The sequence below is a fragment of the Microtetraspora sp. NBRC 13810 genome, assembly GCF_030268685.1.
Classification (GTDB): Bacteria; Actinomycetota; Actinomycetes; order Streptosporangiales; family Streptosporangiaceae; genus BSRQ01.
The window spans coordinates 725,223-746,622 of sequence record NZ_BSRQ01000002.1; the positions used below are offsets into that span (position 1 = coordinate 725,223).

Consider the following 21,400-nt stretch of genomic DNA (forward strand, 5'->3'; position numbering starts at 1 on the left):
GCCTGGAGGGGCGCCGGTCGTGCCCTCCACGGACGTCACCGGCACGACCAGCAACACAGCCGCCGCCAACAGCCGGATGACCATACCCTTCAACATGTGCCGCCTCCACGTCGATTTCGAGCCTCAGGCTACAGAAACGCCTCTCGCGAGGTGGCCGACTCCAGCAAAGCGTAATCAACCCGTCACCCGGCGACACGACCGATCAGTGGGCGCGGGTCCTCACCCACTCTGCGGTGGCCTTGAGGCCCGTGTGCAGGTCGGTGCGGGGCCGCCAGCCGAGCGCCTCGGCGGCGGGCGCCGGGTCGACCGCCATCGCGGGCAGGTCGCCCAGGCGGGCGGGCGCCAGCCGCGGCTCGTCGGGCGCGCCGACCGCCTCGGCTACGAGCGTGTGCAGCCGCCGGTCGGTGGTCTGCACCCCGGTGCCCAGGTTGAACCGCCCCCCGTCGCCCCGCTCGCCGCAGGCGCGGGCGAAGCCGTCGACGACATCCGCCACGTAGACGTAGTCGCGGGTCTGGCCGCCGTCGCCGTAGAGCACGGTCGGCGTGCCGGCCAGCAGCGCGTCGGTGAAGATCGACACCACGCCCGCCTCGCCGTCGGGCGACTGCCGCGGGCCGTAGACGTTGGACAGCACCAGCGTCGTGTACTCGATGCCGTGCAGGGCCCGGTAGGCCGACAGGTAGACCTCGCCGCTGAGCTTGGACGCCGCGTACGGCGAGTGGGGGTCGGTGGGCGCGCCGGCCGGGACGGGGATGACGGACGGCCTGCCGTACACCGCGACGGAGGAGGCGAAGACGACCTTCCTGGCGCCGCCGAGCCGGGCCGCCTCCAGCACCGAGGCGGTGCCCTCCACGTTGAGCCGGGCGTCGTGCACCGGGTCGGCCACGCTCCTGCGCACGCTGACCTGGGCGGCGAGGTGGCAGACGACCTCCGGCCGCAGCTCCGCGGCGAGGCCGGCCAGCGCCGGGTCCCGGATGTCGAGCACGTGCAGCGCGAACCGCGGGTCGCGCGCGGCGGCGGTGAGGTTGTCCCTGGTTCCCGAGGAGAGATCGTCGACCGCGACGACCTCGTGTTCCTCCTCAAGCAACCGGTCCACCAGGTTGGACCCGATGAAACCCGCTCCGCCGGTGACCAGGACCCGCATGCCGTCCGCCCTTCGCGTCCGTGGCGGCGCGGGCGCCGCGCACCCCGCCTCCGTGGCGTCGGATGGTCACCGCCGAGCGCCGCGACACTTGCTCGCTGCTCGTTACGGAGATCCTAGGAGGTCAGTCGGCCAGCTCGGCGCGAACCTGGTCGATCCGGGTCAGCACCCGGGCCCGCAGGTCGGCGGGGACGGTGTCGCAGCCGCAGTGTTTGGCGATCAGCTTCTTGACCGCCTCCTCCAGGCCGTACTCCTCCAGGCAGGGGCCGCACTCGTCGAGGTGCACCCGGATGTCAGAGCAGTTGCCCTCGTCGAGCTCGCCGTCGATGTAGCTGTAGACCATGTCGAGAACGTCACGACAGTCGGTATCGTGATGCTTGCCGCAACTCATCAGGATCCCTCCACCGGGACCAGGCCGCGCTCACGCGCGTAATCCTCCAATTGCGCCCGCAGTTGGCGACGGCCGCGGTGAAGCCGCGACATCACGGTACCGATAGGGGTGCCCATGATGTCGGCGATCTCCTTATATGGGAAACCTTCCACGTCCGCGAGGTAGACCGCGATGCGGAAGTCCTCCGGCAAGGAGGCCAGCGCGTTCTTGACGTCGCTGTCGGGGAGATGCTCCAGGGCCTCGATCTCGGCGGACTTCAGCCCGGCCGACGTGTGCGACTCCGCGCGGGCGAGCTGCCAGTCCTCGATCTCCTCGGTGCCCGACTGCTTGGGCTCACGCTGCTTCTTGCGATAGTTGTTGATGAAGGTGTTGGTGAGGATGCGGTAGAGCCAGGCCTTGAGGTTCGTGCCCTCCTGGAACTGGTGGAAGGACGCGAACGCCTTGACGAAGGTCTCCTGCAGGAGATCCTCCGCATCCGCTGGATTCCGGGTCATCCGGAGCGCCGCGGAGTAGAGCTGGTCGAGATACGGCATGACGTCTCGCTCGAACCGTGAGCTCCGCTGCTCCAGGGTCTCCGCGTCTGTCGCTGGAACCTGACCCACCCCCTTAAGATCGCCGGTGCCCGGCGGAAGCGGGATACCGTACTCAGCGGAGAATACCCGCTCACCGGTATCCAACCGGCGGGCAGGGCGGGTGCCGTTGTCGAGGAGCGCCAGCATGCGCAGCCAACCTCTCGGGAGAAGATCGTGCTTCGACGTTCTGCAACACCCGCGCCCGATCGTCTGTTCCCGCAAACTGGAAGGTGACGATCGACCCGGTACGGGGAAAAAGAATACGTACCGCCTGGTAACCCGTGTCCCCGGAACCCCGACGCCCAGGAGCCGCTTGTGCTGCCCATTCCGGCCGAAGAACTGAACGGCTCAGGAAGCCTGGGGCCGTACTGGACCTTCTACAGGGCCGTCGCCGCCGAGCAGCTGAACCGGTGGCTTCCCGAGCGGCCGTCCGTCCTCCTCGACATGTCCGGCGGCGCCGGCGCCTGGGGCGCCCAGGCCGCCAGGTCGGGACACCGGGTGATCGAGGTGATCGACTTCCGGCTCGCCGCACAGGGGAAGCTGCACGACGTGGACAAGGTGCGCCAGATCCGCGCCGACGACCTCGGCTTCCTGCCCGACGAGAGCGTGGACGCGGTGGTCGCCGAGGAGCGGGCGCTGTCGGTCGAGCTCATGGCCGAGTCGGCGATCAAGGACATGGCCCGGGTGCTGCGCCCGGGCGGCCGGGCCCTGGTGTGCGTCGACTCGCTGGTGCTCGGCATGGCCATCCTCGCCGAGCAGAACTACTGGGCCCACCTGTGCCAGACCGGCGAGGTCATGCTCGTGCCCTGGCCGGACGGGAGCATCACCCGCTGCTTCAGCAGCATCCAGCTCCGCGAGCTCCTCGCCGGCGCCGGCCTGGAGGTCGAGTGGGTGCGCCCGCGCACCGTGCTGTCCCCTTCGACGGTGGACCACGTCCTGGCCTCCGACTCGCGCGCGCTGGCCTGGCTGGTCCGCACGGAGTTGGAGGCGCACCCGGACGACGACGACACGGTGGGCATCCACCTGGTGGCGAGCGCCAAGAAGGTGTGATCAGCGGCGGCGTTCGCGGCTGGCCTGGCACTGGACGCAGCGGGCCGCCTCCGGCCTCGCCTCCAGGCGGCCTTCGGGCACCGGTTTCGCGCAGTCCACGCACCGGCCGTACCTGCCCTCCTCCAGACGGCGGAGGGCTTCGGTGATCGCCTTGAGCTGGGTGGTCGCCGCGTCGAGCATGGCCCTGACCCGGTCGGCGTCGGAGAGGTCGGCGCCCGCGTCCGCCGCCGACCGGTCTCCCACCGGGACCGGATCACCCCGTAGGACCCTGATCGACCTCTGAAGCTCCGCCGACATGCCTTCAAGGCGCATACGCACGGTCGCGTCCTCCACGAATCCGCACCTCCGGGATGGGTCATGCCTGTCGGCGGAATACCCCGGATCTTCCGCCGTGCGCAGGGGGTTTATATGGCGGCGTCCAACGTGGATGGAGGCTCGCCTTTCCTCACCGGATTCCCATTCCGCGCCGCTCTTACACCGCTCCGATCAGAACAGCTCCCCGTCACCTTCCGGCTCCTGACGCTCAAGCAGCTCCGGCCCGTTGTTGCGGACGTTGTTGACCGCCGTGGAGACGGGGTGGGCCGCCAGCCGGTCCGGCGAGGCCGGCACCAGCAGGGCGCGGGCCCGGTCGGGCTCGGTGAGGTGCGGGTCCAGCCAGTCGGCCCACCGGTCGGGCTCGACCAGCATCGGCATCCGGTCGTGGATGCGGCCCAGCTCGTCCTCGGCCTGCGTGGTGAGGACCGTGCAGGTCACCAGCCACGCCTCCGGGTCGTCGTCGGGCCGCCCCCGGTCCCGCCAGAACTCGTAGAGCCCGGCCATCGCCATCACACCGCCGTCGGCCGGGTGGATGTAGTAGGGCTGCTTGCGCTTCTTGTCCACCTGGTACCACTCGAAATAGCCGTCCGCGGGCAGCAGGCACCGCCGGGCGGCGAACGCCTTGCGATAGGCCGGCTTCTCCGCCACGGTCTCCATCCGGGCGTTGATCATGCGTGAACCGATCGAAGGATCCTTGGCCCAGGAGGGCACGAACCCCCACCGGAGCACGCGCAGCTGCCGCACGGCCCGGTCGCTCCCGCTCTCCTTGGGCACCCGGCTCAGGACCGCGTAGACCTTCTTCGTCGGCGCGACGTTGTAGTCGGGCCGCAGCTCCTCCTCCGGAGCCGCGTCCATCTCGACCTGGAACTCCTCCAGAAGCTCGTGCTTCTTCCGCGCAGAGGCGTATCTACCGCACATGAGCCCACCCTGCCACTTCTCTTTCTCGCTCGCGTGTGCGATGTCCAAGTCGCCGTGTGAACAAGGAGGCCGTTTCCGGACCGCCCGGGTAGGTTGCGGGTTTATGAAGGCTTTTCAACTGGTCGCCTCGGGTCAGGGCGAGGTGCGGGACGTCGAGGTGCCGGAGCCCAGGGCGGGCGAGGTGCTGGTGAAGGTGGCGGGGGCCGGGGTGTGCCACTCCGACCTGCACCTGCTGCGCACCCAGGTGCTGCCGTACCCGATGACGCTCGGCCACGAGCCCGCCGGGCACGTCGCGGCGCTCGGGCCGCAGGTCACGGGGTGGACGGTCGGGGAGCCGGTGATCTGTTACATCGTCTGGGGGTGCGGGCTGTGCCGGCGGTGCGCCGCCGGGGCCGAGAACGCCTGCGAACGGTTCCCGCGCGGGATGGTGCCCGGCCCCGGGCTCGGCCACCCGGGGGCGATGGCCGAATACCTCGTCGCTCCGGCGCGCTGCCTGGTGCCGCTGGGCCGGCTCGACCCGGTGGACGCCGCGCCGCTGGCCGACGCCGCCCTCACGCCCTACCACGCGATCGACCGCTGCCGCGCGCTGCTCACCCCGTCCGCGACCGCCGTGGTGATCGGCGTGGGCGGGCTCGGGCACATGGCCGTGCAGATCCTGCGGGCCGTCACGTCGAGCCGGATCGTCGCTGTCGACGTGGACGAGTCACGGCTCGCCGCCGCCCGCGGGTACGGCGCGGACGACACGGTGCCGGCCGGGCCGGACGCCGCCGCGCGCGTCCTCGGCCTCACCCGCGGCCTCGGAGCCGAGGTGGTGCTCGACTTCGTCGGCACCGACGGCACGCTGGCGCTCGGCGCCTCCGTCGTGTCCTCCTACGGCCACATCAGCACCGTCGGCCTCGCCGGAGGGTCGCTCCCCTTCCCCGCCGCCGCCGTCGGCCTGCCCTGGGGCGTGACGATCACCAAGCCGTACGGCGGGACCCGCGCGGACCTGCACGAAGTGCTCGCCCTCGCCGCGGCCGGCCGGATCAGGGCCACCGTCGAACGCCATCCGCTCTCCGCCGCCATGTCCGTCCTGAAGAGACTCGAAGCCGTCGAGGTCACCGGCCGCGCCGTGCTCGTCCCGTGACCCGGCCCCGGCGGGGGGAAACCGGTGGATTCGGTGGGTCCGGGGGGCGGGCCGGTAGGCTTTGACCATGTCTCTGTGGCCCGCCCCGGTCGCGACCGAGCCCGTCGCGGCATCCGTCGCCCTGCCCGGCTCCAAGTCGGTCACCAACCGCGCGCTGCTCCTCGCCGCGCTCGCGACCGGCCCCGGCACGGTACGGCAGGCGCTGCGCAGCCGGGACGCCGACCTGATGGCCGCCGCCCTGCGCGCGCTCGGCACCACCATGACCCCCTCCGGCGAGACGGACTCCGGCACCGACTGGGCGATCACCCCGGGCCCGGTGCGCGGCGGGGCGCGGATCGACGTCGGCCTGGCCGGCACGGTGATGCGCTTCGTCCCGCCGATGGCCGCGCTCGCCGACGGAGCGGTGTTCTTCGACGGCGACCCGCACGCCCGCAAGCGCCCGATGGGCCCGATCCTGGCCGCCCTGCGCACCCTCGGGGCCAGGGTGGACGCGGACGCGCTGCCGTTCACGATCCACGGGCCGGTCACCGGCGGCGAGGTCGTCCTCGACGCGTCCGCCTCCTCCCAGCTCGTCTCCGGGCTGCTGCTGGTCGCGCCGCGGTTCGGCAAGGGGATCGTGGTCCGGCACGACGGCCCGCCGGTGCCGTCCACGCCGCACATCAGGATGACGGTGCAGATGCTCCGCGCCCAGGGCGTGGCGGTGGACGACGCGGAGCCCGACGTCTGGCGGGTGGAGCCGGGGCCGATCACCGCGGCCGACCTCACCGTGGAGCCCGACCTGTCCAACGCGGCGCCGTTCATGGCCGCCGCGCTGATCACCGGTGGCACGGTGACGATCCCGGGCTGGCCCGCGGAGACGACGCAGCCCGGTGACGAGCTCCGCTCGCTGCTCGCCGCGATGGGCGCCCGGGTGGAGTGGGTGCCCGGCGGGCTGCGGGTCAGCGGCGCCGGCCGGGTCGAGGGCATCGACGCCGACCTGCACGACGTGGGCGAGCTGACGCCGACGATCGCCGCGCTGGCCGCCCTCGCCGACTCGCCGAGCACCCTGCGCGGCGTCGCGCACCTGCGCGGCCACGAGACCGACCGGCTGGCCGCGCTGACCGCGGAGATCAACGGGCTGGGCGGCGACGTGCGGGAGACCGACGACGGGCTGCGGATCCATCCCCGGCCGCTGACCGGCGGCGTCTTCCACTCCTACGAGGACCACCGGATGGCCACGGCGGGCGCGGTGCTCGGCCTGGCGGTGCCCGGGGTCCAGGTGGAGAACATCGCGACCACGGCCAAGACCCTGCCGCAGTTCAGCCGGATGTGGGAGGACATGCTGACAGGAGAGCAGGAGGCCGGTCGCTGAGAAAGCGGGAGTACGACGAGGACGACGTCAGGGTCCGGCCGGGCAAGGGTTCCCGACCGCGCACCCGGATCCGTCCTGCCCACGAGGGTGCCGTGCAGGGCTTCGTCGTGGCGGTCGACCGCGGCCGCTACACCTGCCTGGTGTCCGATGGCGACACCGACCGCCGGCGTAAGAAGGACCGCCGCGGGGCTGGCGGCGTGCTCGTCACCGCGATGAAGGCCAGGGAGCTGGGCCGCAAGGGCATCGTGGTGGGCGACCGGGTCGGCCTGGTGGGCGACGTGACCGGGGGGCCGGACACGCTGGCCCGGGTGGTGCGGGTCGAGCCGCGCACCTCGATGCTGCGTCGTTCGGCCGACGACACCGAGGACACCGACGGCATCGAGCGGCCGGTCGTGGCCAACGCCGACCAGCTCGTGATCGTGACCGCCCTCGCCGATCCGCCGCCGCGGCCCAGGATGATCGACCGCATCCTCGTCGCCGCCTACGACGCCGAGATCGATCCGCTGCTGTGCCTCACCAAGGCCGACCTCGCGCCGCCCGCCGACCTGGTCGCGCTGTACGACCCGCTCGGCGTGCCTTTCGTGGTGGTCAGCAAGGGCGGTGCGCTGGACGAGGTGCGCGAGAGGCTGACCGGCCGGATCAGCGTGCTCGTCGGGCACTCGGGCGTGGGCAAGTCGACGCTGGTCAACGCCCTGGTGCCGGACGCGGACCGGGCGGTCTCGCACGTCAACCCGGTGACCGGCCGGGGCCGGCACACCTCGACGTCGGCGATGGCCCTCGAACTCCCCGAGGGCGGCTGGATCATCGACACGCCGGGGGTGCGCAGCTTCGGCCTCGCGCACATCTCGGCCGACACCGTCCTGCTCGCCTTCCCCGACCTGGTGGAGGGCTCCCTGACCTGCCCCAAGGGGTGCACCCACCTGGGCGAGCAGTGCGCCCTGGACGCCTGGGTGGCCCAGGGGCACGCCGACCCGGTGCGGCTGGCGTCGCTGCGGCGCCTGCTGGCGAGCCGCGAGGGCGCGCCCGACCCGGAGACCGACTGAGACACCCGGGACAAGGTAGCGTTTCCCCCTGTGACGGGTTACAGCGACGACCTGCGCCTAGCGCACGCCATGGCGGACGCCGCCGACGAGCTCACCATGCGCCGCTTCAGGGCGAGCGACCTGCGGATCGACACCAAGCCGGACCTCACCCCGGTGAGCGACGCCGACCGCGCCGCCGAGGAGGCCATCCGCGCCATCCTGGGCCGCGAGCGCCCCGGCGACGCCGTGGTGGGCGAGGAGTACGGCTGGACCGGCCAGGGCGCCACCCGGTCCTGGATCGTCGACCCGATCGACGGCACCAAGAACTACGTGCGCGGCGTGCCGGTCTGGGCCACGCTGATCGCGCTCATGGACGAGGGGCGGGTCGTGGCCGGCGTCGTCTCCGCGCCCGCGCTCGGCCGCCGCTGGTGGGCCGCCCGCGACCAGGGCGCCTGGGCCGGGCGCGGGCCGGGCGACGCCTCCCCGATCCACGTGTCGGCGGTCCGCCGCCTGGAGGACGCGTCGTTCTCCTTCTCCGACCTGGAGGAGTGGGAGAAGGCCGGCCGGCTGGACCTCGTCCTCGACCTGACCAGGGCGTGCTGGCGCACCCGCGGCTACGGCGACTTCTGGTCGCACGTGATGGTCGCCGAGGGCTCGGTCGACCTGTCCGCGGAGCCCGACCTGTCGCCGTGGGACATGGCGGCGCTGACGGTGATCGTCGAGGAGGCGGGCGGCAGGTGCAGCGACCTGGCCGGCGCCCCGGGCATCGGCGCCAGCCTGGTCTGCACCAACGGCCCCCTGCACGAGGAGGTCCTCAAGCGCCTCGGCGGCGCCCTGTGACCCCTCAGATCTCCAGGCTGCGCGCCGCCGCGGCGAGCAGGCTGTCCCGGTACGGCTCGCCGTACAGGCAGACGTGCACCAGCAGCGGATGCAGCTGGTGCAGCGGCACCCGCGCCCGCCAGCCGTCGGACGGCGGGGCCTCCTCCCGGTAGGCGGCCAGGATCGTGTTGAGGTGCGGGGCGCCGAAGAGCGCGAGCATGGCGAGGTCGGTCTCGCGGTGGCCGCCGTGCGCGGCGGGGTCGACCAGCACGACGCCGCCGGTCGTCCACAGCAGGTTGCCGCTCCACAGGTCGCCGTGCAGGCGGGCGGGCGGCTCGGCGGGCCCGGCCAGCTCCGGCAGCCGCCCGATGACCTCCTCCAGGATGCCGACGTCGTCCGCGCCGAGCCGCCCGGTGTCGCGGGCCAGCCGGATGAAGGGGTGGAGCCTGCGGGAGGCGTAGAAGGACGGCCAGTCGGCCGCCGGGCCGTTGTCCATCGGCAGCTCGGCGATGAAGCCGGGCCACGGCGCGCCGTACCCGCCGGCTCCGGCGCGGTGCAGCCCGGCCAGCCGGCGGCCGAACCGCTCGGCCGCCTCGGCGGTGGCGTCGGCCGTCTCCACCCACTCGACGACGAGCCGGTCCTCGCCCGCCTCCAGCACCTCCGGCACGGCGACCGTGCCGGTTTCCCCGAGCCAGCGCAGCCCGGCCGCCTCGGAAGTGAACACTTGGGAAACGAGCCCTGTCTTCACGAAGGCGTGCCGGCCATCGGGAAGCTCCGCCCGCCGCCGGTGCCAGCCGTGCGAGGAGCCGAGGTCCTGGACCGTTCTCATCTCACCCGCGCTTCGAGGTGCTTGGCGAGGCCGTCGGCGGCTGCCTGGACCATGCGCAGCACCTCGTCGAAGCCCTCGGGGCCGCCGTAGTAGGGGTCGGGCACGTCGGCGTTCTCCGGCGCGGCGGGGTCGAAGGAGCGGAAGAGCCGCACGTCGGCGCCGGGAGGGGCGAGCGCGCGCAGGGCGCGCAGGTTTTCCGCGTCCATGGCCAGGACCAGGTCGGCGTGGCCGAACCACTCGCGCAGGAATCTGCGGGCGCGGTGGGCGGAACCGTCGTAACCGGCCCCGGAGAGCACCGCGGCGGCGCGGTCGTCCATCGGGGCGCCCTCGTGCCATCCGCCGGTGCCCGCGCTGTCCACGGTGACCAGCCCGTCCAGGCCGTGATCTGCGAGAGTGCGGCGCACCACGACCTCGGCCATCGGGGAGCGGCAGATGTTGCCCAGGCAGACCAGGCACACGTGGTAGCTCATGGCCTCAGCATGCCAGCCCGCGGAGCGTGTTCAGAACGTGGGGATCAGGCACTCACCCAATTCACATGCCTCGTCACACGTCTTCCGATCTCGGTCATGACTCGTTTCATCTTCGTTCATCTTCACCAAGTTTTCTTTACCCAACGGCTTGGATCTCACTACGGAGAAGGACTACATACCGTGACCAGAGGACAGCGCCGCCTGAGCGCGGTGGCGACGACCGCGCTCGTGGTCGTCTTATCTTCGGCGGCCTGCGGTGGCAGCGATGCCGGCGATCCCAGCGACACGTCCTCGGCCGCACCGGCCGAGAGCGGCGCCGCCGCCCAGCTTTCCGGCGAAGTCAAGGTCGACGGCTCCAGCACCGTCGCCCCCCTCACTCAGGCCGCCTCGGAACTGTTCGGCGAGGAGCAGCCCCAGGTCCGGGTGCCGGTCGGCACCTCGGGCACCGGTGGCGGCTTCGAGAAGTTCTGCAACGGCGAAACCGACGTCTCCAACGCCTCCCGGGCCATCGAGGACGACGAGAAGGCCGCCTGCGCGGCGAAGAGCATCACCTTCTCCGAGCTCACCGTGGCCACCGACGCCCTCACCGTGGTCGTGCCCAAGGAGAACACCTGGGCGACCTGCCTCACCACCGACCAGCTCAAGAAGATGTGGGAGCCGGCGGCCGAGGGCAAGGTCAAGACCTGGAAGGACGTCGACGCCAAGTTCCCGGCCGAGGAGCTGAAGCTCTACGGCCCCGGCACCGACTCCGGCACGTTCGACTACTTCACCGACGCGATCAACGGTGAGGAGGGCGCGAGCCGCAAGGACTACAGTCCGAGCGAGAACGACAACGACATCGTCACCGGCGTCTCCGGCGCCAAGGGCGGCCTCGGCTACTTCGGCTTCACCTACTTCGAGGAGAACGCCGACAAGCTGACCGCCGTGCAGATCGACTCGGGCAACGGCTGCGTCGCCCCGAGCGTGGAGACGGCCCAGAACGGCACCTACGCGCCGCTGTCCCGCCCGCTGTTCATTTACCCGTCCACGGCCGCGGTCAAGAAGCCCGAGGTGGCCGCGTTCCTCGACTACTACGTCGGGAACATCAACGCCATCGCCACGGACGCCCAGTTCATCCCGCTCAACGCCGAGCAGGAGGCCAAGCTCAAGTCCGACTACGAGGCACTGAAGAGCGCTGGCTGATGGCGACACAGCAACAGCCGACCGCGCGGGGGGCCAAGTCCCTCGCGCGGTCGCGCCCGCGTTACGGGGAGCACATCGTCAAGGCGATCCTGCTGGTCGCCGCGCTCATCTCGGTGGCCACGACGCTCGGCATCGTGGCGGCGCTGGTGGAGCCCACCATCGAGTTCTTCTCGGAGATCTCGTTCGCCGACTTCTTCGGCTCCACCACCTGGGGCCCGCTGTTCAGCCCGCCCTACTTCGGGGTGTGGCCGATCATCGTGGCCACCCTGGAGATCACGCTCATCGCCATCGTGGTCGCCGTGCCGCTCGGCCTGGCCGCCGCCATCTACCTGTCGGAGTACGCGAGCCCGCGGGTCCGCAAGATCTTCAAGCCGGTGCTGGAGGTCCTGGCGGGCGTGCCCACCGTGGTCTTCGGCTTCTTCGCACTGGTCTTCGTCACCCCGCTGCTGCAGAGCTGGTTCCCGTTCCTGAACCTCGAGGCCAAGAACGCGCTGGCCGCGGGGCTCCTCGTCGGCGTGATGATCATCCCGATCGTGGCCTCGCTGTCGGAGGACTCGATGGCCGCGGTGCCCAACGGCCTGCGCGAGGGCTCCTACGCGCTCGGCGCGTCCAAGATGCTCACCTCGGTGCGGGTCGTGGTGCCGGCCGCCTTCTCCGGCATCGTCGCCGCCATCATCCTGGCGATCTCCCGCGCGGCGGGCGAGACCATGATCGTGGCGATCGCGGGCGGCTTCCGGTCGGAGTTCACCTTCAACCCGGCCAACGAGATGTCGACGATGGCCGCGTTCATCGCCCAGGCGGGCTCCGGTGACGCCTCCGCCGGCTCGACCGCGTACAAGACGATCTTCGCCGTCGGTTCGCTGCTGTTCATCATGACCTTCGCCATGAACTGGTTCAGTGCCCGGTTGGTGCAGAAGTACCGAGAGGTGTACGAGTAATGGCCGTTCTCTCGACGCCTCGGTCGGCCGTGCAGCTGGCGGGCAAGGGCCGCCCGCTGCGCGAGCACCTCTTCCGGATCGCGCTGCTGTCCAGCCTGGTCATCGCGCTGGGCTTCCTGGCGCTGCTGCTCATCTACGTGGTGCAGGAGGGCTGGCCCAGGATCAGTCCCACGCTGTGGGAGGCCATGCCGTCGATCCGGCGCCCGGAGACGGCGGGCGTCCAGTCCGGCATCGTCGGCACCCTGTGGATCATCGGCCTCACCGCGCTGATGGCCCTGCCCACCGGCGTCCTGGCGGCGATCTATCTGGAGGAGTACGCCGACAGGACCAAGTGGTACAACAAGATCATCGAGCTGAACATCTCCAACCTGGCCGCGGTGCCCTCGATCGTCTACGGCATCCTCGGGCTCGGCATCATCGCCCGCTGGCTGGAGTTCGGCTTCACCGTGATGACCGGCGCCATGACCGTGTCGCTGCTGGTGCTGCCCATCGTGATCATCTCGGCGCGCGAGGCGATCAGGGCGGTGCCGCCGTCGATCCGCGAGGGGTCACTGGCCCTGGGCGCCACCCAGTGGCAGACGATCTACCGCCAGGTGCTTCCCTCCGCCATCCCCGGCATCGCCACCGGTTCCATCCTGGCGCTGTCCCGGGCGATCGGCGAGGCCGCGCCGTTCCTCATGCTGGGCGCGGCGACGCTGGTGCGGTTCAACCCCGAGGGCGTCTGGAGCAGCTTCACCGTGCTGCCCATACAGATCTACAGCTTCATCACCCAGTCGCGGGAGGAGTTCCACGTCCTGGCCTCCGCGGCGATCGTGATCCTGCTGGCGATCCTGCTGCTGATGAACTCGATCGCGATCTGGCTCCGTAACCGCTACCAGAAGCGCTGGTGAGAGGCATATGTCCGAGATAGAAATCTCCACGCCCAATGTGAAAGTGCGCGGTCCCGAAGTGCCACGTAACCTCGAAGCCCTCGACCCGGTGTTCACGGTCAGCGGGCTCAGCGTCTTCTACGGCGACTATGAGGCCGTCCGCGGCGTCGACCTGACCATCGGCAACCGCGAGATCACCGCCATGATCGGCCCGTCCGGCTGCGGCAAGAGCACGGTGCTGCGCTGCTTCAACCGGATGAACGACCTGATCCCCGGCGCCCGCGCGGCCGGCAAGATCGCCTTCCACGGCGAAGACCTGTACGGCGACCACGTGGACCCGATCGAGGTCCGCCGCCGCATCGGCATGGTGTTCCAGAAGCCGAACCCCTTCCCCAAGTCGATCTTCGACAACATCGCCTACGGCCCCCGGGTCAACGGCTTCAAGGGAAAGATGGACGACCTGGTCCAGGAGGCGCTGACCAAGGCCGCGCTCTGGGACGAGGTCAAGGACAAGCTCAAGCAGAACGCGCTCTCCCTCTCCGGCGGGCAGCAGCAGCGTCTGTGCATCGCCCGCGCGATCGCGGTGAAGCCCGAGGTCATCCTGATGGACGAGCCCTGCTCGGCCCTCGACCCGATCGCCACCACCAAGATCGAAGACCTGATGCAGGAGCTGACCCGCGACTACACCATCGTGATCGTCACCCACAACATGCAGCAGGCCGCCCGTGTCTCCGACCGCACCGCGTTCTTCACCGCCGAGGTGGACGAGGCCGGTGTACGGCACGGCCGCCTCGTGGAGTTCGACGAGACCAGCCGCATCTTCACCAACCCGAGCGACAAGCGCACCGAGGACTACATCACCGGTCGCTTCGGCTAGACCGCTCGGCCCGACCAATTGGAGGACCCGGGTGATCCAGCCGCAGACGGCACCCGATGTGGACGGGGACACTCGCACGGCGCCCATGCTGCTGGTAGCCGATCCTGACACGACGCTGGTGGGCGCCCTGGCGTCCGCCCTCGAACGCGAAGGCGTCGATGTGGCGGGCGCCTCGGACGGCGCCCAGGGGTTGATCCAGGCCGGCGCGCTCCGGCCTGACGTCGTCCTGGTCAGCGCGACGCTGACGGTGATCGGCGCCGTCGAGTTCATCAAGGCGGTGCGGGTGTCGCGTACCGTCCCCGTACTGCTCGGCGTCGGGGACGGGCACGCGGAGCAGGCGGTCCAGGCGCTGGCCGCCGGGGCGACGGCCTGCGTGGCCCGGCCGTACCGGGTGCCCGAGCTGCTGCCGATGGTGCAGGCCGCGTTCACCGGCGAGGCCGGGGCACGCAGGGTCCTCGTGGTGGGCGGCGTCGAGCTGGACGTGCACGCCTACCAGGTCAGGGTCGCGGGTCGCGCGGTGCATCTGCCGCTGCGCGAGTTCGAGCTGCTGCACTACCTGATGCGCAACACCGATCGGACGGTCACCCGCGAGCAGATCATGCGGCACGTGTGGAACTCCGCGGACACCACCTCGACCAACACGATCGCCGTGCACGTCAAACGGCTCCGCGCCCGCCTCGGCGACGTCGACGACCGCCTCATCCAGACGGTCCGCGGCGTCGGCTACCGCCTGGTCACGCCCCCGACACCGGTGTGACCCGCCCGGGGCCGGGCCGCGACCGGCCGGCCCCGGGCCAGCACTCCTGGCCTTTCGGCCGAGATTTCCCGGGCTGGCATCCCTGGACTTTCGGCCGAGGTTCCCCGGGCCAGCACTCCTGGCCTTTCGGCCGAGGTTCCCCGGGCCGACATCCCTGGACTTTCGGCCGAGGTTTTCCGCCGCGCGCGTTCCTAACATCGGGGGCATGACCGTCACCGGGGCCGACCGCCCGCCGCCGCGACAGGCATGGGAAGATCCGCTGCCCGGCGTGCGCACGTGGCCGGCCGACCCGCACCCCTGGCTCGGCCCGGCCTGCCTGTCCGTGTGTGCCGTGGCCGCGGCACTGGCGGCGGTCGCCGGGCCGTGGTGGTCCGCGCTCGCCGTACCGGCCGCGTTCGTGGCGGGCCGCCGGACCCGCCGGGCCCGCCCCGCCCTGCTCGTCTTCGCCTCGCTGGTCTCGCTGGGAGTCGTGGTGGCATCCGTGCTGCCCGCGTGGGGTGGGCCGGGGTTGCGGCTGGCGAGCGTGACGGCGTTCGCGGGGGTGCTGCCGTGGCTGGCCGGCCGGTTCGCCCGGCAGTACCAGGAGCTGGTGTGGGCGGGCTGGGAGCGGGCCGATCGGCTGGCCCGCGAACACCGTCTCCTCGCCGACCAGGTACGGCTCCGCGAACGGGCCAGAATCGCCCAGGATGTACACGACTCGCTCGGCCACGACCTCAGCCTGATCGCCCTGCGCGCCGGAGCGCTCAAGATGGCCCCCGGCCTCGACGACCGGCACCGCGAGGCCGCCGCCGACATCCGCTCCGCCGCGGCCACCGCCGTGGACCGCCTCGCCGCGGCGATCGGCCTCCTCCGCGACGGCCTCCCCCTCACCACCCCCGACCCCGCCCCGCCGATCGCCGCCCTGGTCGAACGAGCCGCCAGATGGGGAATCCAGGCACACCTGGACACCGACGGCAAACCCCTCGCCATACCGCACACCGTCGAACGAACCGCGTACCACGTCGTCCAGGAAGCCCTCACCAACGTCGCCAAACACGCCCCACACCCCACCGCCCACATCCACCTCCACCACACCCCCACCCAAACCACCCTCAGCATCCGCAGCCCGCTCTCCCCCAGCGGGCCTGACCGCCGGACAACGACCAGCGGGACTGACCGCCGGGAAACGACCGGCGGGCGCGGGCTCCCCGGCCTCGAAGAGCGCGTCCGGCGAGCGGGCGGCCGCTTCGAGTACGGCAGGCGAGACGACACCTTCACCCTCGTCGCCCACCTCCCGCACGCAGTCCCACCCCACTTGGCAGCACCTTCCCCACAAGCCACCTCAGACCAATCCCCTCCGAGCGCCAGCCGGTCCGGTCCACAGGTCGACTCCCTTCCGAGCGCCAGCCCGTCCCACCCACAGGCCGACACCCACCCGAGCCTCAACCCACCCCACCCACAGGCCAACACCCACCCGAGCGCCAACCCACCCCACCCACAGGCCGACACCCGCTCGAAGGTCGGCCGGTTCCATTCACAGGTCGATCGGGGCATCCCGTCGGCGTGGTGGGTCCGGCGATCGGCAGGGAGCCGTCCCCGGGTCGGCAGGCTTCTTGCCGGGGCGGTGGTGCCGCCGCTGGTGGCCTTCGCCGTACTTGCCGCCGCGTTGAAGGGCTGGGACGTCTTCCTCGTCTCGCGATCGGTACTCGACCCCGCGGACTTCGCCCGGCTCCGGCCAGGCCAGGACCGCGCCCAGATCGCCCGCCTCCTCCCCGCCCGCGAGCTACCCGACCCTCCCGAACACGCTTCCCCACCCGCCCCCGGCACCACCTGCGAGTACTACGCGGCGACCGCCAACCCCCTCGGCAACCGGTACGGCGACGCCTACACCCTCTGCTTCCGCGGCCCCACCCTGCTGACCGCCGTCCCTCCCCCCACGCCCACCACCGGCTCCCTGTCCCCGGCCTCCGACTCCACCACCGAGGCCCCACCCGCCATGCCCACCACCACCGCCGACCCCCCACGCACGGCGGTCGCCGCCACCGACAGCCGGGACGCGGGATGATCCGCACAGCCGCCCTCCCGACTGCCGCCCTCCCGCGCACGGCGGCCGGTGTTGCCGGCGGGCGGGAGGCGGCATGATCCGCGTGGTGCTCGCCGACGACGAGGTCATGATCCGGGCAGGGGTACGTGCCGTCCTGGCCGTGGATCCGGAGATCGAGGTCGTGGCCGAGGCCGGGGACGGTCGTACCGCGATCGACCTCGTGCAGCGGTTCCGGCCCGACGTCGCCGTGCTGGACATCCGGATGCCGGGCACCGACGGCATCCGCGCGATGGCGGAGATCCGCAGGACCGTGCCCGGCACCGGGGTCGTCGTCCTGACCACCTTCGGCGACGACGACCACATCCTGCGTGCGCTCAGCGGTGGCGCGGGCGGCTTCCTGGTGAAGTCGGGGGAACCCGAGGAACTGATCGCCGGGGTGCGGGCGGTGGCCGAGGGGGCGGCGTACCTGCCGCCCACGATCGCGGCCCGGGTCATCGCCCACCTGGCGGCGACGGGCGCGGGCGGCGCCACCGACCGCCGCGCCGCCGCCAGGCGGCAGGTCGCCACCCTCACCGACCGGGAGCGCGAGGTGCTCGCCCTGCTCACCCTGGGGCTGGCCAACGGCCAGATCGCCCGGCGCCTCTCGGTCGCGGAAGGGACCGTGAAGGCCCACGTCAGCTCGATCCTGGCCCGGCTGGGCGTACCCAACAGGGCCGCCGCCGCAGTCACCGCCCACGAGGCCGGCCTCACCACCCCCTGACCACCCGCCCAGCCGTTGACGTTAACCGTGGAGACGCACGCCGACCCGTTCCACCGTTCCCCAGAGACACGGTCACCGCCGTCCAGCACGCGCTGTACATCAGCACACGCCGCACCTCGGGCACGCGAGACACCTCCGCACCCGCCGGACCGGTCAGCGGTGTCGTCCGGCGGCAGAGTCCAGGCGGCGGCGAGGTCGACGGCCGGATCACCGGCGAACAGGCCGCCGAAGTCGATTACGCCGCAGATGGTGCCGTCCGCGCGATGGCGTCGTCTTCGCTGAGATCAAGTCCGTGGACGTTCGCCGACGGGCGGCAGTTGGCCCTCTGACTGCGCTGGGGAGCCGGGGTCGGTGTTGGCGAGCAGGGTCAGACTGGTGACGAGGCCGGCGGCCTCGGGGGAGGCCAACCGGTAGCGGACGACGCGTCCGAAACGGTGGGAGGTCACCAGTCCGGCCGAACGCAGTACGGCCAGATGGTTCGACATGTTCGGCTGGGTGACGCCCATGCGGTCGGTCAACTCGCCCACGGACGCGTCTCCCTCGGCAAGCGTCTGCAGCACGGCGAGCCGAACCGTGCAGCTCAACGCACGCCCGATCGCGGAGAGCCGGTCATTGCTATCCATCAGCGTCCGATGATACCTTCCGCTACATATCAGTGGTCAGTGATGTATCTGTACGGAAGGCAGATCATGGTCAGGAATGCCGTCGTCACAGGTGCCGGCAAGGGCATCGGGCTGGCCATCGTCACCGCGTTACGCGACGAGGGATACCGGGTCGTGGCGGGAGCACGGACGATCAGCTCCGAGCTCATGGAGGTCACCCCGTTCGCCGTCCCCGTGGACCTCGGCACTCCCGGCGGACCCCGTCACCTCATCGACACGGCCATGGCCGAACTCGGCGGTATCGACCTGCTGGTCAACAACGTCGCCGGCACCACCGGCCCCCACCCGGGAGGGTTCCTGTCCGTCTCCGACGACGACTGGCGGCACGCCCTCGACCTGACCCTGTTCAGTGCCGTACGAGCCAGCAGGGCCGCGCTGCCCAGCATCGTCGAGCGCAAGGGCCACATCATCAACATCGGTTCGATCAACGCCCGCCGCCCGGCGGCCCATCTGGTGGACATCTCCGCCGCCAAAGCGGCCCTGGCCAGCCTGGGCAAGGCCCTCGCCGAGGAGTTCGGCCCCCAGGGTGTCAGGGTCAACACCATCTCGCCCGGACCAGTGCGTACCGCGGTGTGGACCGAACCGGGCAGCACCGGGGACGCGCTCGCGAAGAAGGCCGGCATCTCGCGCGAAGAGCTGCTTGACTCCCTGCCCGCCACCCTCGGGATGTCCACCGGGCACATCACCGAACCGGCGGAGATCGCTGCCCTGGTCGTGTTCGTGGCCTCAGGGAAGGCTCCCAACATCAACGGTTCCGACCTCGTCATCGACGGCGGCCTGCGCAAAGAGTGGTAGGAGTCAGGACAGCAGGCCCCGTTCGAGCGCGGTCATCACCGCCGCCGTACGGTCGGAGACCCCGAGCTTCGCATGAGGGTGTTGCCCGAGCCGATGCCGGCGCGCCCGCCAGATACGCGCGCGCCTCGACATGCAGCTCCAGGTCCTCATCGACCACCCCCCACGACACCGACTCGTCGACGGCCACCGCCCGCTCAGACCGGAAGTAGCGAGGCAGCGCGCCTGACATGACTGATACGTCAGCCTCGTCCGGAATGCTCGGCGTCACGGGCGTGGCCGTCATGGGCGTCACGGGCTGTCACGAGCGTCACGCCGGAAGGCGTTCGTGGCGCCGGCGGCCACGGGGGCGCACAGCAGGACGACCGTCGTGGTCACGGTCGCGCCGAGGAACAGGCCGGCGAGTACGTCGTGCGGATAGTGCACGCCTGCCAGTACGCGCAGTGCCGCGACCAGGCCCGCGAGCGGCACGGCCACCGCCCCGAGACGCGGGGACAGCAGGACCAGACCCGCCGCCAGACCGCCGGCGATGGCGGCATGGTTACTGGGAAACGCCCAGTCACCAGTGGGCGGGCAGTGCGCGGCGAGGTCGAGACCGGCGGCGAGGACCCGGCACGGCCGTTCCTCGTCCACCACGAGCTTCAGCGCCTCGCTGCCCGCGTACCCGAGCACCGCGCCCACCCCGCCGAGGATCCCGGTCGCCACCGCGTACGCGCCCCGCCCCCTGGCCGTCCACCAACCGGCGGCGAACAGCAGGCCGAGCAGCACCAGGGCACCCGCCGACGCGGTGTCCAGCACCCCCGCGAACCCGTCGGGCCCCCCGGCCACCGCCTCGGCGGCCCACCGATAGAGCGAAGCCGACGGCCCACTCTCCACCCGCACCGCCGAGGTCGTGCCGAGCCCGCCCGGCCAGTTCACAACCACGGCCACCACCCCGGCCGCCAAGGCCGCCACGCACACCACAAGCCGCCGCGCAATTGTCCAGCCCCGATGCGAGGGCCCCGTCTCTCTCGTCATGACGGGTGACTCTAGAAGCGCCGGAGCCCACGGCCATCGCCCGAACGCTTGCCCGGCACTCAGCGAAAGTCGTACTCGGTCACCCCCGAGACGGCGCCCGGCCGGGACTTGATCGCCGGCAGTAGCGTGACGGGCATGGGAATCAAGGCACTGGTCTCGGTGGACATGGAAGGGATCGCCGGAGTCGTACACCCGGCGGAGATCAATCCGGAGCGCTACGAGTACGACCGGTGCCGCCGGTTGATGACCGGGGCGGCCAATGCCGCGGTCGAGGGGATCATCGACGCCGATCCGGCGGCCGAGGTGCTGGTGGCCGACTCGCACGGCCCGTATCGCAACATCCTGCCGGAGGACCTCGACCGCAGGGCCCGGCTGGTCCGGGGTAAGCCCCGACAGCTCGGCATGCTCGCGGGGCTGCAAGGAGGCGTCGAGGTCGCGTTGTTCGTCGGGTACCACGGGCGTGCGGGCGCGGGCGGAGCCGTGCTCGCGCACACGATCAGCGACGCCGTCCTCGACATCCGCATCCACGGCCGCTCACACGGCGAGATCGGGATCAACACCCTGCTGGCGGGCTCGTACGGCGTGCCTGTCGTGCTGGTCAGCGGCGACGACGCGGCATGCGAGGAGTTCGCCGACCTCGCGCCCGGCGCCGTCACCGTGCCGGTCAAGCGAGGTCTGGGCCAGCACGCGGCCGACACCCTGCACCCGGAGGAGGCACGCGACCGCCTGAGAGAGGGAACTGCCCGGGCGATACGCCGGCGCACGGGCGAACCGCCCGTCTCGGTTCCCCAGCCGGTCGAGGTCGAGGTAGACCTGCACCAGCCACGCGGAGCGGACCTCGCCGTCCTGATCCCGGGCGTCTCCCGAAAAGGCGGCCGCACACTGACGTTCACAGCCCAGACGATGACCGCCGCCTACGAAGTAATCCAGCTCATCGTCCTCCTCGCACAAACCCCCTCCTGAACCCCGGCAAGACAACAACACCCCACAAACGCCAGCCCCCCAGCCCCCACCAAGTCCACCCCCAAGCACCCCAAAAAACCGAGCCGAACCCAGAAACCTAAGAAACAACAACGAACACGAACAGACCCAGAAGGGGCCACCCAGAAGGGGCCACCCACCACGGATGACCCCCTCAGATAAGACCTCACCAACCCACCGAACCTCACCAACCCACGAACCAGGCAGAGACCAACCCCAGAACGCAGCCCCTCAAACGCAAAAAAGGGCCACCCCACCACGGATGACCCACACCAACCACCAACCCACCACGACCAGCGACCACCCACCCCGCGGAAACAAACCCCACACCCGCGGAAGAAAACCCCCATACGCGCGGAGGAAAACACCCCCAGAACGCAGAAAAGGGCCACCCCAAAGGGCGACCCCAATCCACAGACAAAAATTGTCCGGCGGTGACCTACTCTCCCACACCGTCCCCAGTGCAGTACCATCGGCGCTGGAAGGCTTAACTTCCGGGTTCGGAATGTAACCGGGTGTTTCCCCACCGCTACAACCGCCG

23 protein-coding genes and 1 rRNA gene are annotated in these 21,400 nt (G+C 71.1%); 14 read left to right on the forward strand and 10 right to left on the reverse strand.

Going from position 1 to position 21,400, the window contains the following annotated elements; genetic code table 11:
• Positions 1-202: 202 nt before the first annotated feature.
• From QSK26_RS07065 to QSK26_RS07075, 3 genes are all read right to left on the reverse strand, one after another.
• Complete coding sequence (locus QSK26_RS07065; RefSeq protein WP_285774154.1) at positions 203-1,141, reverse strand: NAD-dependent epimerase/dehydratase family protein; 939 nt, start codon at positions 1,139-1,141, stop codon at positions 203-205.
• A gap of 121 nt (positions 1,142-1,262) precedes the next feature.
• A complete protein-coding gene (gene rsrA, locus QSK26_RS07070) occupies positions 1,263-1,529 on the reverse strand; it encodes a mycothiol system anti-sigma-R factor (protein WP_285774155.1) in 267 nt (88 codons plus the stop codon).
• Positions 1,529-2,131 (reverse strand): sigma-70 family RNA polymerase sigma factor, encoded by a 603-nt coding sequence (locus tag QSK26_RS07075; protein ID WP_285774195.1) that lies wholly within the window; start codon positions 2,129-2,131, stop codon positions 1,529-1,531. The genes rsrA and QSK26_RS07075 overlap by 1 nt, the downstream gene beginning before the upstream one ends.
• Before the next feature lie 285 nt (positions 2,132-2,416).
• Between QSK26_RS07075 and QSK26_RS07080 the strand changes: the two genes are divergently transcribed.
• Positions 2,417-3,151 carry a methyltransferase domain-containing protein gene (locus tag QSK26_RS07080; protein WP_285774156.1) on the forward strand — a complete coding sequence of 245 codons (735 nt, stop codon included), beginning with the start codon at positions 2,417-2,419 and terminating at the stop codon, positions 3,149-3,151.
• Here the strand turns inward: QSK26_RS07080 and QSK26_RS07085 are convergent, their stop codons facing one another.
• On the reverse strand, positions 3,152-3,394 hold the full coding sequence (locus QSK26_RS07085) for a TraR/DksA family transcriptional regulator (RefSeq protein ID WP_285774157.1): 243 nt from the start codon (positions 3,392-3,394) through the stop codon (positions 3,152-3,154).
• A 243-nt stretch (positions 3,395-3,637) separates the two neighbouring features.
• A complete protein-coding gene (locus tag QSK26_RS07090; RefSeq protein ID WP_285774158.1) occupies positions 3,638-4,384 on the reverse strand; it encodes an SOS response-associated peptidase in 747 nt (248 codons plus the stop codon).
• 103 nt (positions 4,385-4,487) lie between these two features.
• Here QSK26_RS07090 and QSK26_RS07095 point away from each other — a divergent pair, with 103 nt between their 5' ends.
• The 4 genes from QSK26_RS07095 (at position 4,488) to hisN (ending at position 8,723) form a co-directional block, all read left to right on the forward strand.
• Entirely contained in the window at positions 4,488-5,510 is a 1,023-nt protein-coding gene (locus QSK26_RS07095) for an NAD(P)-dependent alcohol dehydrogenase (protein WP_285774159.1), read from the forward strand.
• Between the two features lie 67 nt (positions 5,511-5,577).
• Entirely contained in the window at positions 5,578-6,861 is a 1,284-nt protein-coding gene (gene aroA, locus QSK26_RS07100; protein ID WP_285774160.1) for a 3-phosphoshikimate 1-carboxyvinyltransferase, read from the forward strand.
• Complete coding sequence (gene rsgA / locus QSK26_RS07105) at positions 6,858-7,904, forward strand: ribosome small subunit-dependent GTPase A (RefSeq protein ID WP_285774196.1); 1,047 nt, start codon at positions 6,858-6,860, stop codon at positions 7,902-7,904. Before aroA ends, rsgA begins: the two co-directional genes overlap by 4 nt.
• A 30-nt stretch (positions 7,905-7,934) precedes the next feature.
• Positions 7,935-8,723 carry a histidinol-phosphatase gene (gene hisN, locus QSK26_RS07110; protein WP_285774161.1) on the forward strand — a complete coding sequence of 263 codons (789 nt, stop codon included), beginning with the start codon at positions 7,935-7,937 and terminating at the stop codon, positions 8,721-8,723.
• Positions 8,724-8,727: 4 nt separating this feature from the next.
• On the opposite strand, the gene QSK26_RS07115 is transcribed toward hisN, so the two are convergent.
• Positions 8,728-9,531, reverse strand: coding sequence for a fructosamine kinase family protein (locus tag QSK26_RS07115; RefSeq protein WP_285774162.1), 804 nt, complete (start codon positions 9,529-9,531; stop codon positions 8,728-8,730).
• Complete coding sequence (locus QSK26_RS07120; RefSeq protein WP_285774163.1) at positions 9,528-10,001, reverse strand: low molecular weight protein-tyrosine-phosphatase; 474 nt, start codon at positions 9,999-10,001, stop codon at positions 9,528-9,530. The genes QSK26_RS07115 and QSK26_RS07120 overlap by 4 nt, the downstream gene beginning before the upstream one ends.
• Positions 10,002-10,181: 180 nt before the next feature.
• Here QSK26_RS07120 and QSK26_RS07125 point away from each other — a divergent pair, with 180 nt between their 5' ends.
• The 7 genes from QSK26_RS07125 to QSK26_RS07155 all read left to right on the forward strand — a co-directional run bounded on the left by QSK26_RS07125 (position 10,182) and on the right by QSK26_RS07155 (position 17,407).
• Positions 10,182-11,183, forward strand: coding sequence for a PstS family phosphate ABC transporter substrate-binding protein (locus tag QSK26_RS07125; protein WP_285774164.1), 1,002 nt, complete (start codon positions 10,182-10,184; stop codon positions 11,181-11,183).
• A complete protein-coding gene (gene pstC / locus QSK26_RS07130) occupies positions 11,183-12,121 on the forward strand; it encodes a phosphate ABC transporter permease subunit PstC (protein ID WP_285774165.1) in 939 nt (312 codons plus the stop codon). The genes QSK26_RS07125 and pstC overlap by 1 nt, the downstream gene beginning before the upstream one ends.
• Entirely contained in the window at positions 12,121-13,011 is an 891-nt protein-coding gene (gene pstA, locus QSK26_RS07135; protein ID WP_285774166.1) for a phosphate ABC transporter permease PstA, read from the forward strand. The genes pstC and pstA overlap by 1 nt, the downstream gene beginning before the upstream one ends.
• A gap of 7 nt (positions 13,012-13,018) precedes the next feature.
• Positions 13,019-13,867 (forward strand): phosphate ABC transporter ATP-binding protein PstB, encoded by an 849-nt coding sequence (gene pstB / locus QSK26_RS07140; RefSeq protein ID WP_285774167.1) that lies wholly within the window; start codon positions 13,019-13,021, stop codon positions 13,865-13,867.
• A gap of 85 nt (positions 13,868-13,952) precedes the next feature.
• Positions 13,953-14,624 (forward strand): response regulator transcription factor, encoded by a 672-nt coding sequence (locus QSK26_RS07145; protein WP_285774168.1) that lies wholly within the window; start codon positions 13,953-13,955, stop codon positions 14,622-14,624.
• Between the two features lie 205 nt (positions 14,625-14,829).
• Positions 14,830-16,668, forward strand: coding sequence for a sensor histidine kinase (locus QSK26_RS07150; protein ID WP_285774169.1), 1,839 nt, complete (start codon positions 14,830-14,832; stop codon positions 16,666-16,668).
• Positions 16,669-16,741: 73 nt separating this feature from the next.
• The gene (locus tag QSK26_RS07155) at positions 16,742-17,407 is read left to right on the forward strand and encodes a response regulator (protein WP_285774170.1); all 666 of its coding nucleotides are present in this window, start codon (positions 16,742-16,744) and stop codon (positions 17,405-17,407) included.
• 284 nt (positions 17,408-17,691) lie between these two features.
• Here QSK26_RS07155 and QSK26_RS07160 read toward each other — a convergent pair whose 3' ends face one another.
• Positions 17,692-18,030 carry an ArsR/SmtB family transcription factor gene (locus QSK26_RS07160; RefSeq protein WP_285774171.1) on the reverse strand — a complete coding sequence of 113 codons (339 nt, stop codon included), beginning with the start codon at positions 18,028-18,030 and terminating at the stop codon, positions 17,692-17,694.
• A gap of 66 nt (positions 18,031-18,096) precedes the next feature.
• Here QSK26_RS07160 and QSK26_RS07165 point away from each other — a divergent pair, with 66 nt between their 5' ends.
• A complete protein-coding gene (locus QSK26_RS07165) occupies positions 18,097-18,864 on the forward strand; it encodes an SDR family oxidoreductase (protein ID WP_285774172.1) in 768 nt (255 codons plus the stop codon).
• A gap of 288 nt (positions 18,865-19,152) precedes the next feature.
• Here QSK26_RS07165 and QSK26_RS07170 read toward each other — a convergent pair whose 3' ends face one another.
• The gene (locus QSK26_RS07170) at positions 19,153-19,815 is read right to left on the reverse strand and encodes a phosphatase PAP2 family protein (RefSeq protein WP_285774173.1); all 663 of its coding nucleotides are present in this window, start codon (positions 19,813-19,815) and stop codon (positions 19,153-19,155) included.
• 198 nt (positions 19,816-20,013) lie between these two features.
• Here QSK26_RS07170 and QSK26_RS07175 point away from each other — a divergent pair, with 198 nt between their 5' ends.
• Positions 20,014-20,841 (forward strand): M55 family metallopeptidase, encoded by an 828-nt coding sequence (locus tag QSK26_RS07175; RefSeq protein WP_285774174.1) that lies wholly within the window; start codon positions 20,014-20,016, stop codon positions 20,839-20,841.
• 444 nt (positions 20,842-21,285) lie between these two features.
• Here QSK26_RS07175 and rrf read toward each other — a convergent pair.
• Positions 21,286-21,400, reverse strand: a 5S ribosomal RNA gene (gene rrf, locus QSK26_RS07180); the annotation flags it as partial.

Coding starts and splice junctions, on each gene's coding strand:
- aroA (WP_285774160.1), top strand. CDS start 5,578: ATGTCTCTGTGGCCCGCCCCGGTCGCGACCGAGCCCGTCGCGGCATCC.
- pstA (WP_285774166.1), top strand. CDS start 12,121: ATGGCCGTTCTCTCGACGCCTCGGTCGGCCGTGCAGCTGGCGGGCAAG.
- rsrA (WP_285774155.1), bottom strand. CDS start 1,529: ATGAGTTGCGGCAAGCATCACGATACCGACTGTCGTGACGTTCTCGAC.
- QSK26_RS07095 (WP_285774159.1), top strand. CDS start 4,488: ATGAAGGCTTTTCAACTGGTCGCCTCGGGTCAGGGCGAGGTGCGGGAC.
- QSK26_RS07120 (WP_285774163.1), bottom strand. CDS start 10,001: ATGAGCTACCACGTGTGCCTGGTCTGCCTGGGCAACATCTGCCGCTCC.
- QSK26_RS07175 (WP_285774174.1), top strand. CDS start 20,014: ATGGGAATCAAGGCACTGGTCTCGGTGGACATGGAAGGGATCGCCGGA.
- pstC (WP_285774165.1), top strand. CDS start 11,183: ATGGCGACACAGCAACAGCCGACCGCGCGGGGGGCCAAGTCCCTCGCG.
- QSK26_RS07150 (WP_285774169.1), top strand. CDS start 14,830: ATGACCGTCACCGGGGCCGACCGCCCGCCGCCGCGACAGGCATGGGAA.
- QSK26_RS07165 (WP_285774172.1), top strand. CDS start 18,097: ATGGTCAGGAATGCCGTCGTCACAGGTGCCGGCAAGGGCATCGGGCTG.
- QSK26_RS07160 (WP_285774171.1), bottom strand. CDS start 18,030: ATGGATAGCAATGACCGGCTCTCCGCGATCGGGCGTGCGTTGAGCTGC.
- QSK26_RS07090 (WP_285774158.1), bottom strand. CDS start 4,384: ATGTGCGGTAGATACGCCTCTGCGCGGAAGAAGCACGAGCTTCTGGAG.
- QSK26_RS07155 (WP_285774170.1), top strand. CDS start 16,742: ATGATCCGCGTGGTGCTCGCCGACGACGAGGTCATGATCCGGGCAGGG.
- pstB (WP_285774167.1), top strand. CDS start 13,019: ATGTCCGAGATAGAAATCTCCACGCCCAATGTGAAAGTGCGCGGTCCC.
- QSK26_RS07115 (WP_285774162.1), bottom strand. CDS start 9,531: ATGAGAACGGTCCAGGACCTCGGCTCCTCGCACGGCTGGCACCGGCGG.
- QSK26_RS07145 (WP_285774168.1), top strand. CDS start 13,953: ATGCTGCTGGTAGCCGATCCTGACACGACGCTGGTGGGCGCCCTGGCG.
- QSK26_RS07065 (WP_285774154.1), bottom strand. CDS start 1,141: ATGCGGGTCCTGGTCACCGGCGGAGCGGGTTTCATCGGGTCCAACCTG.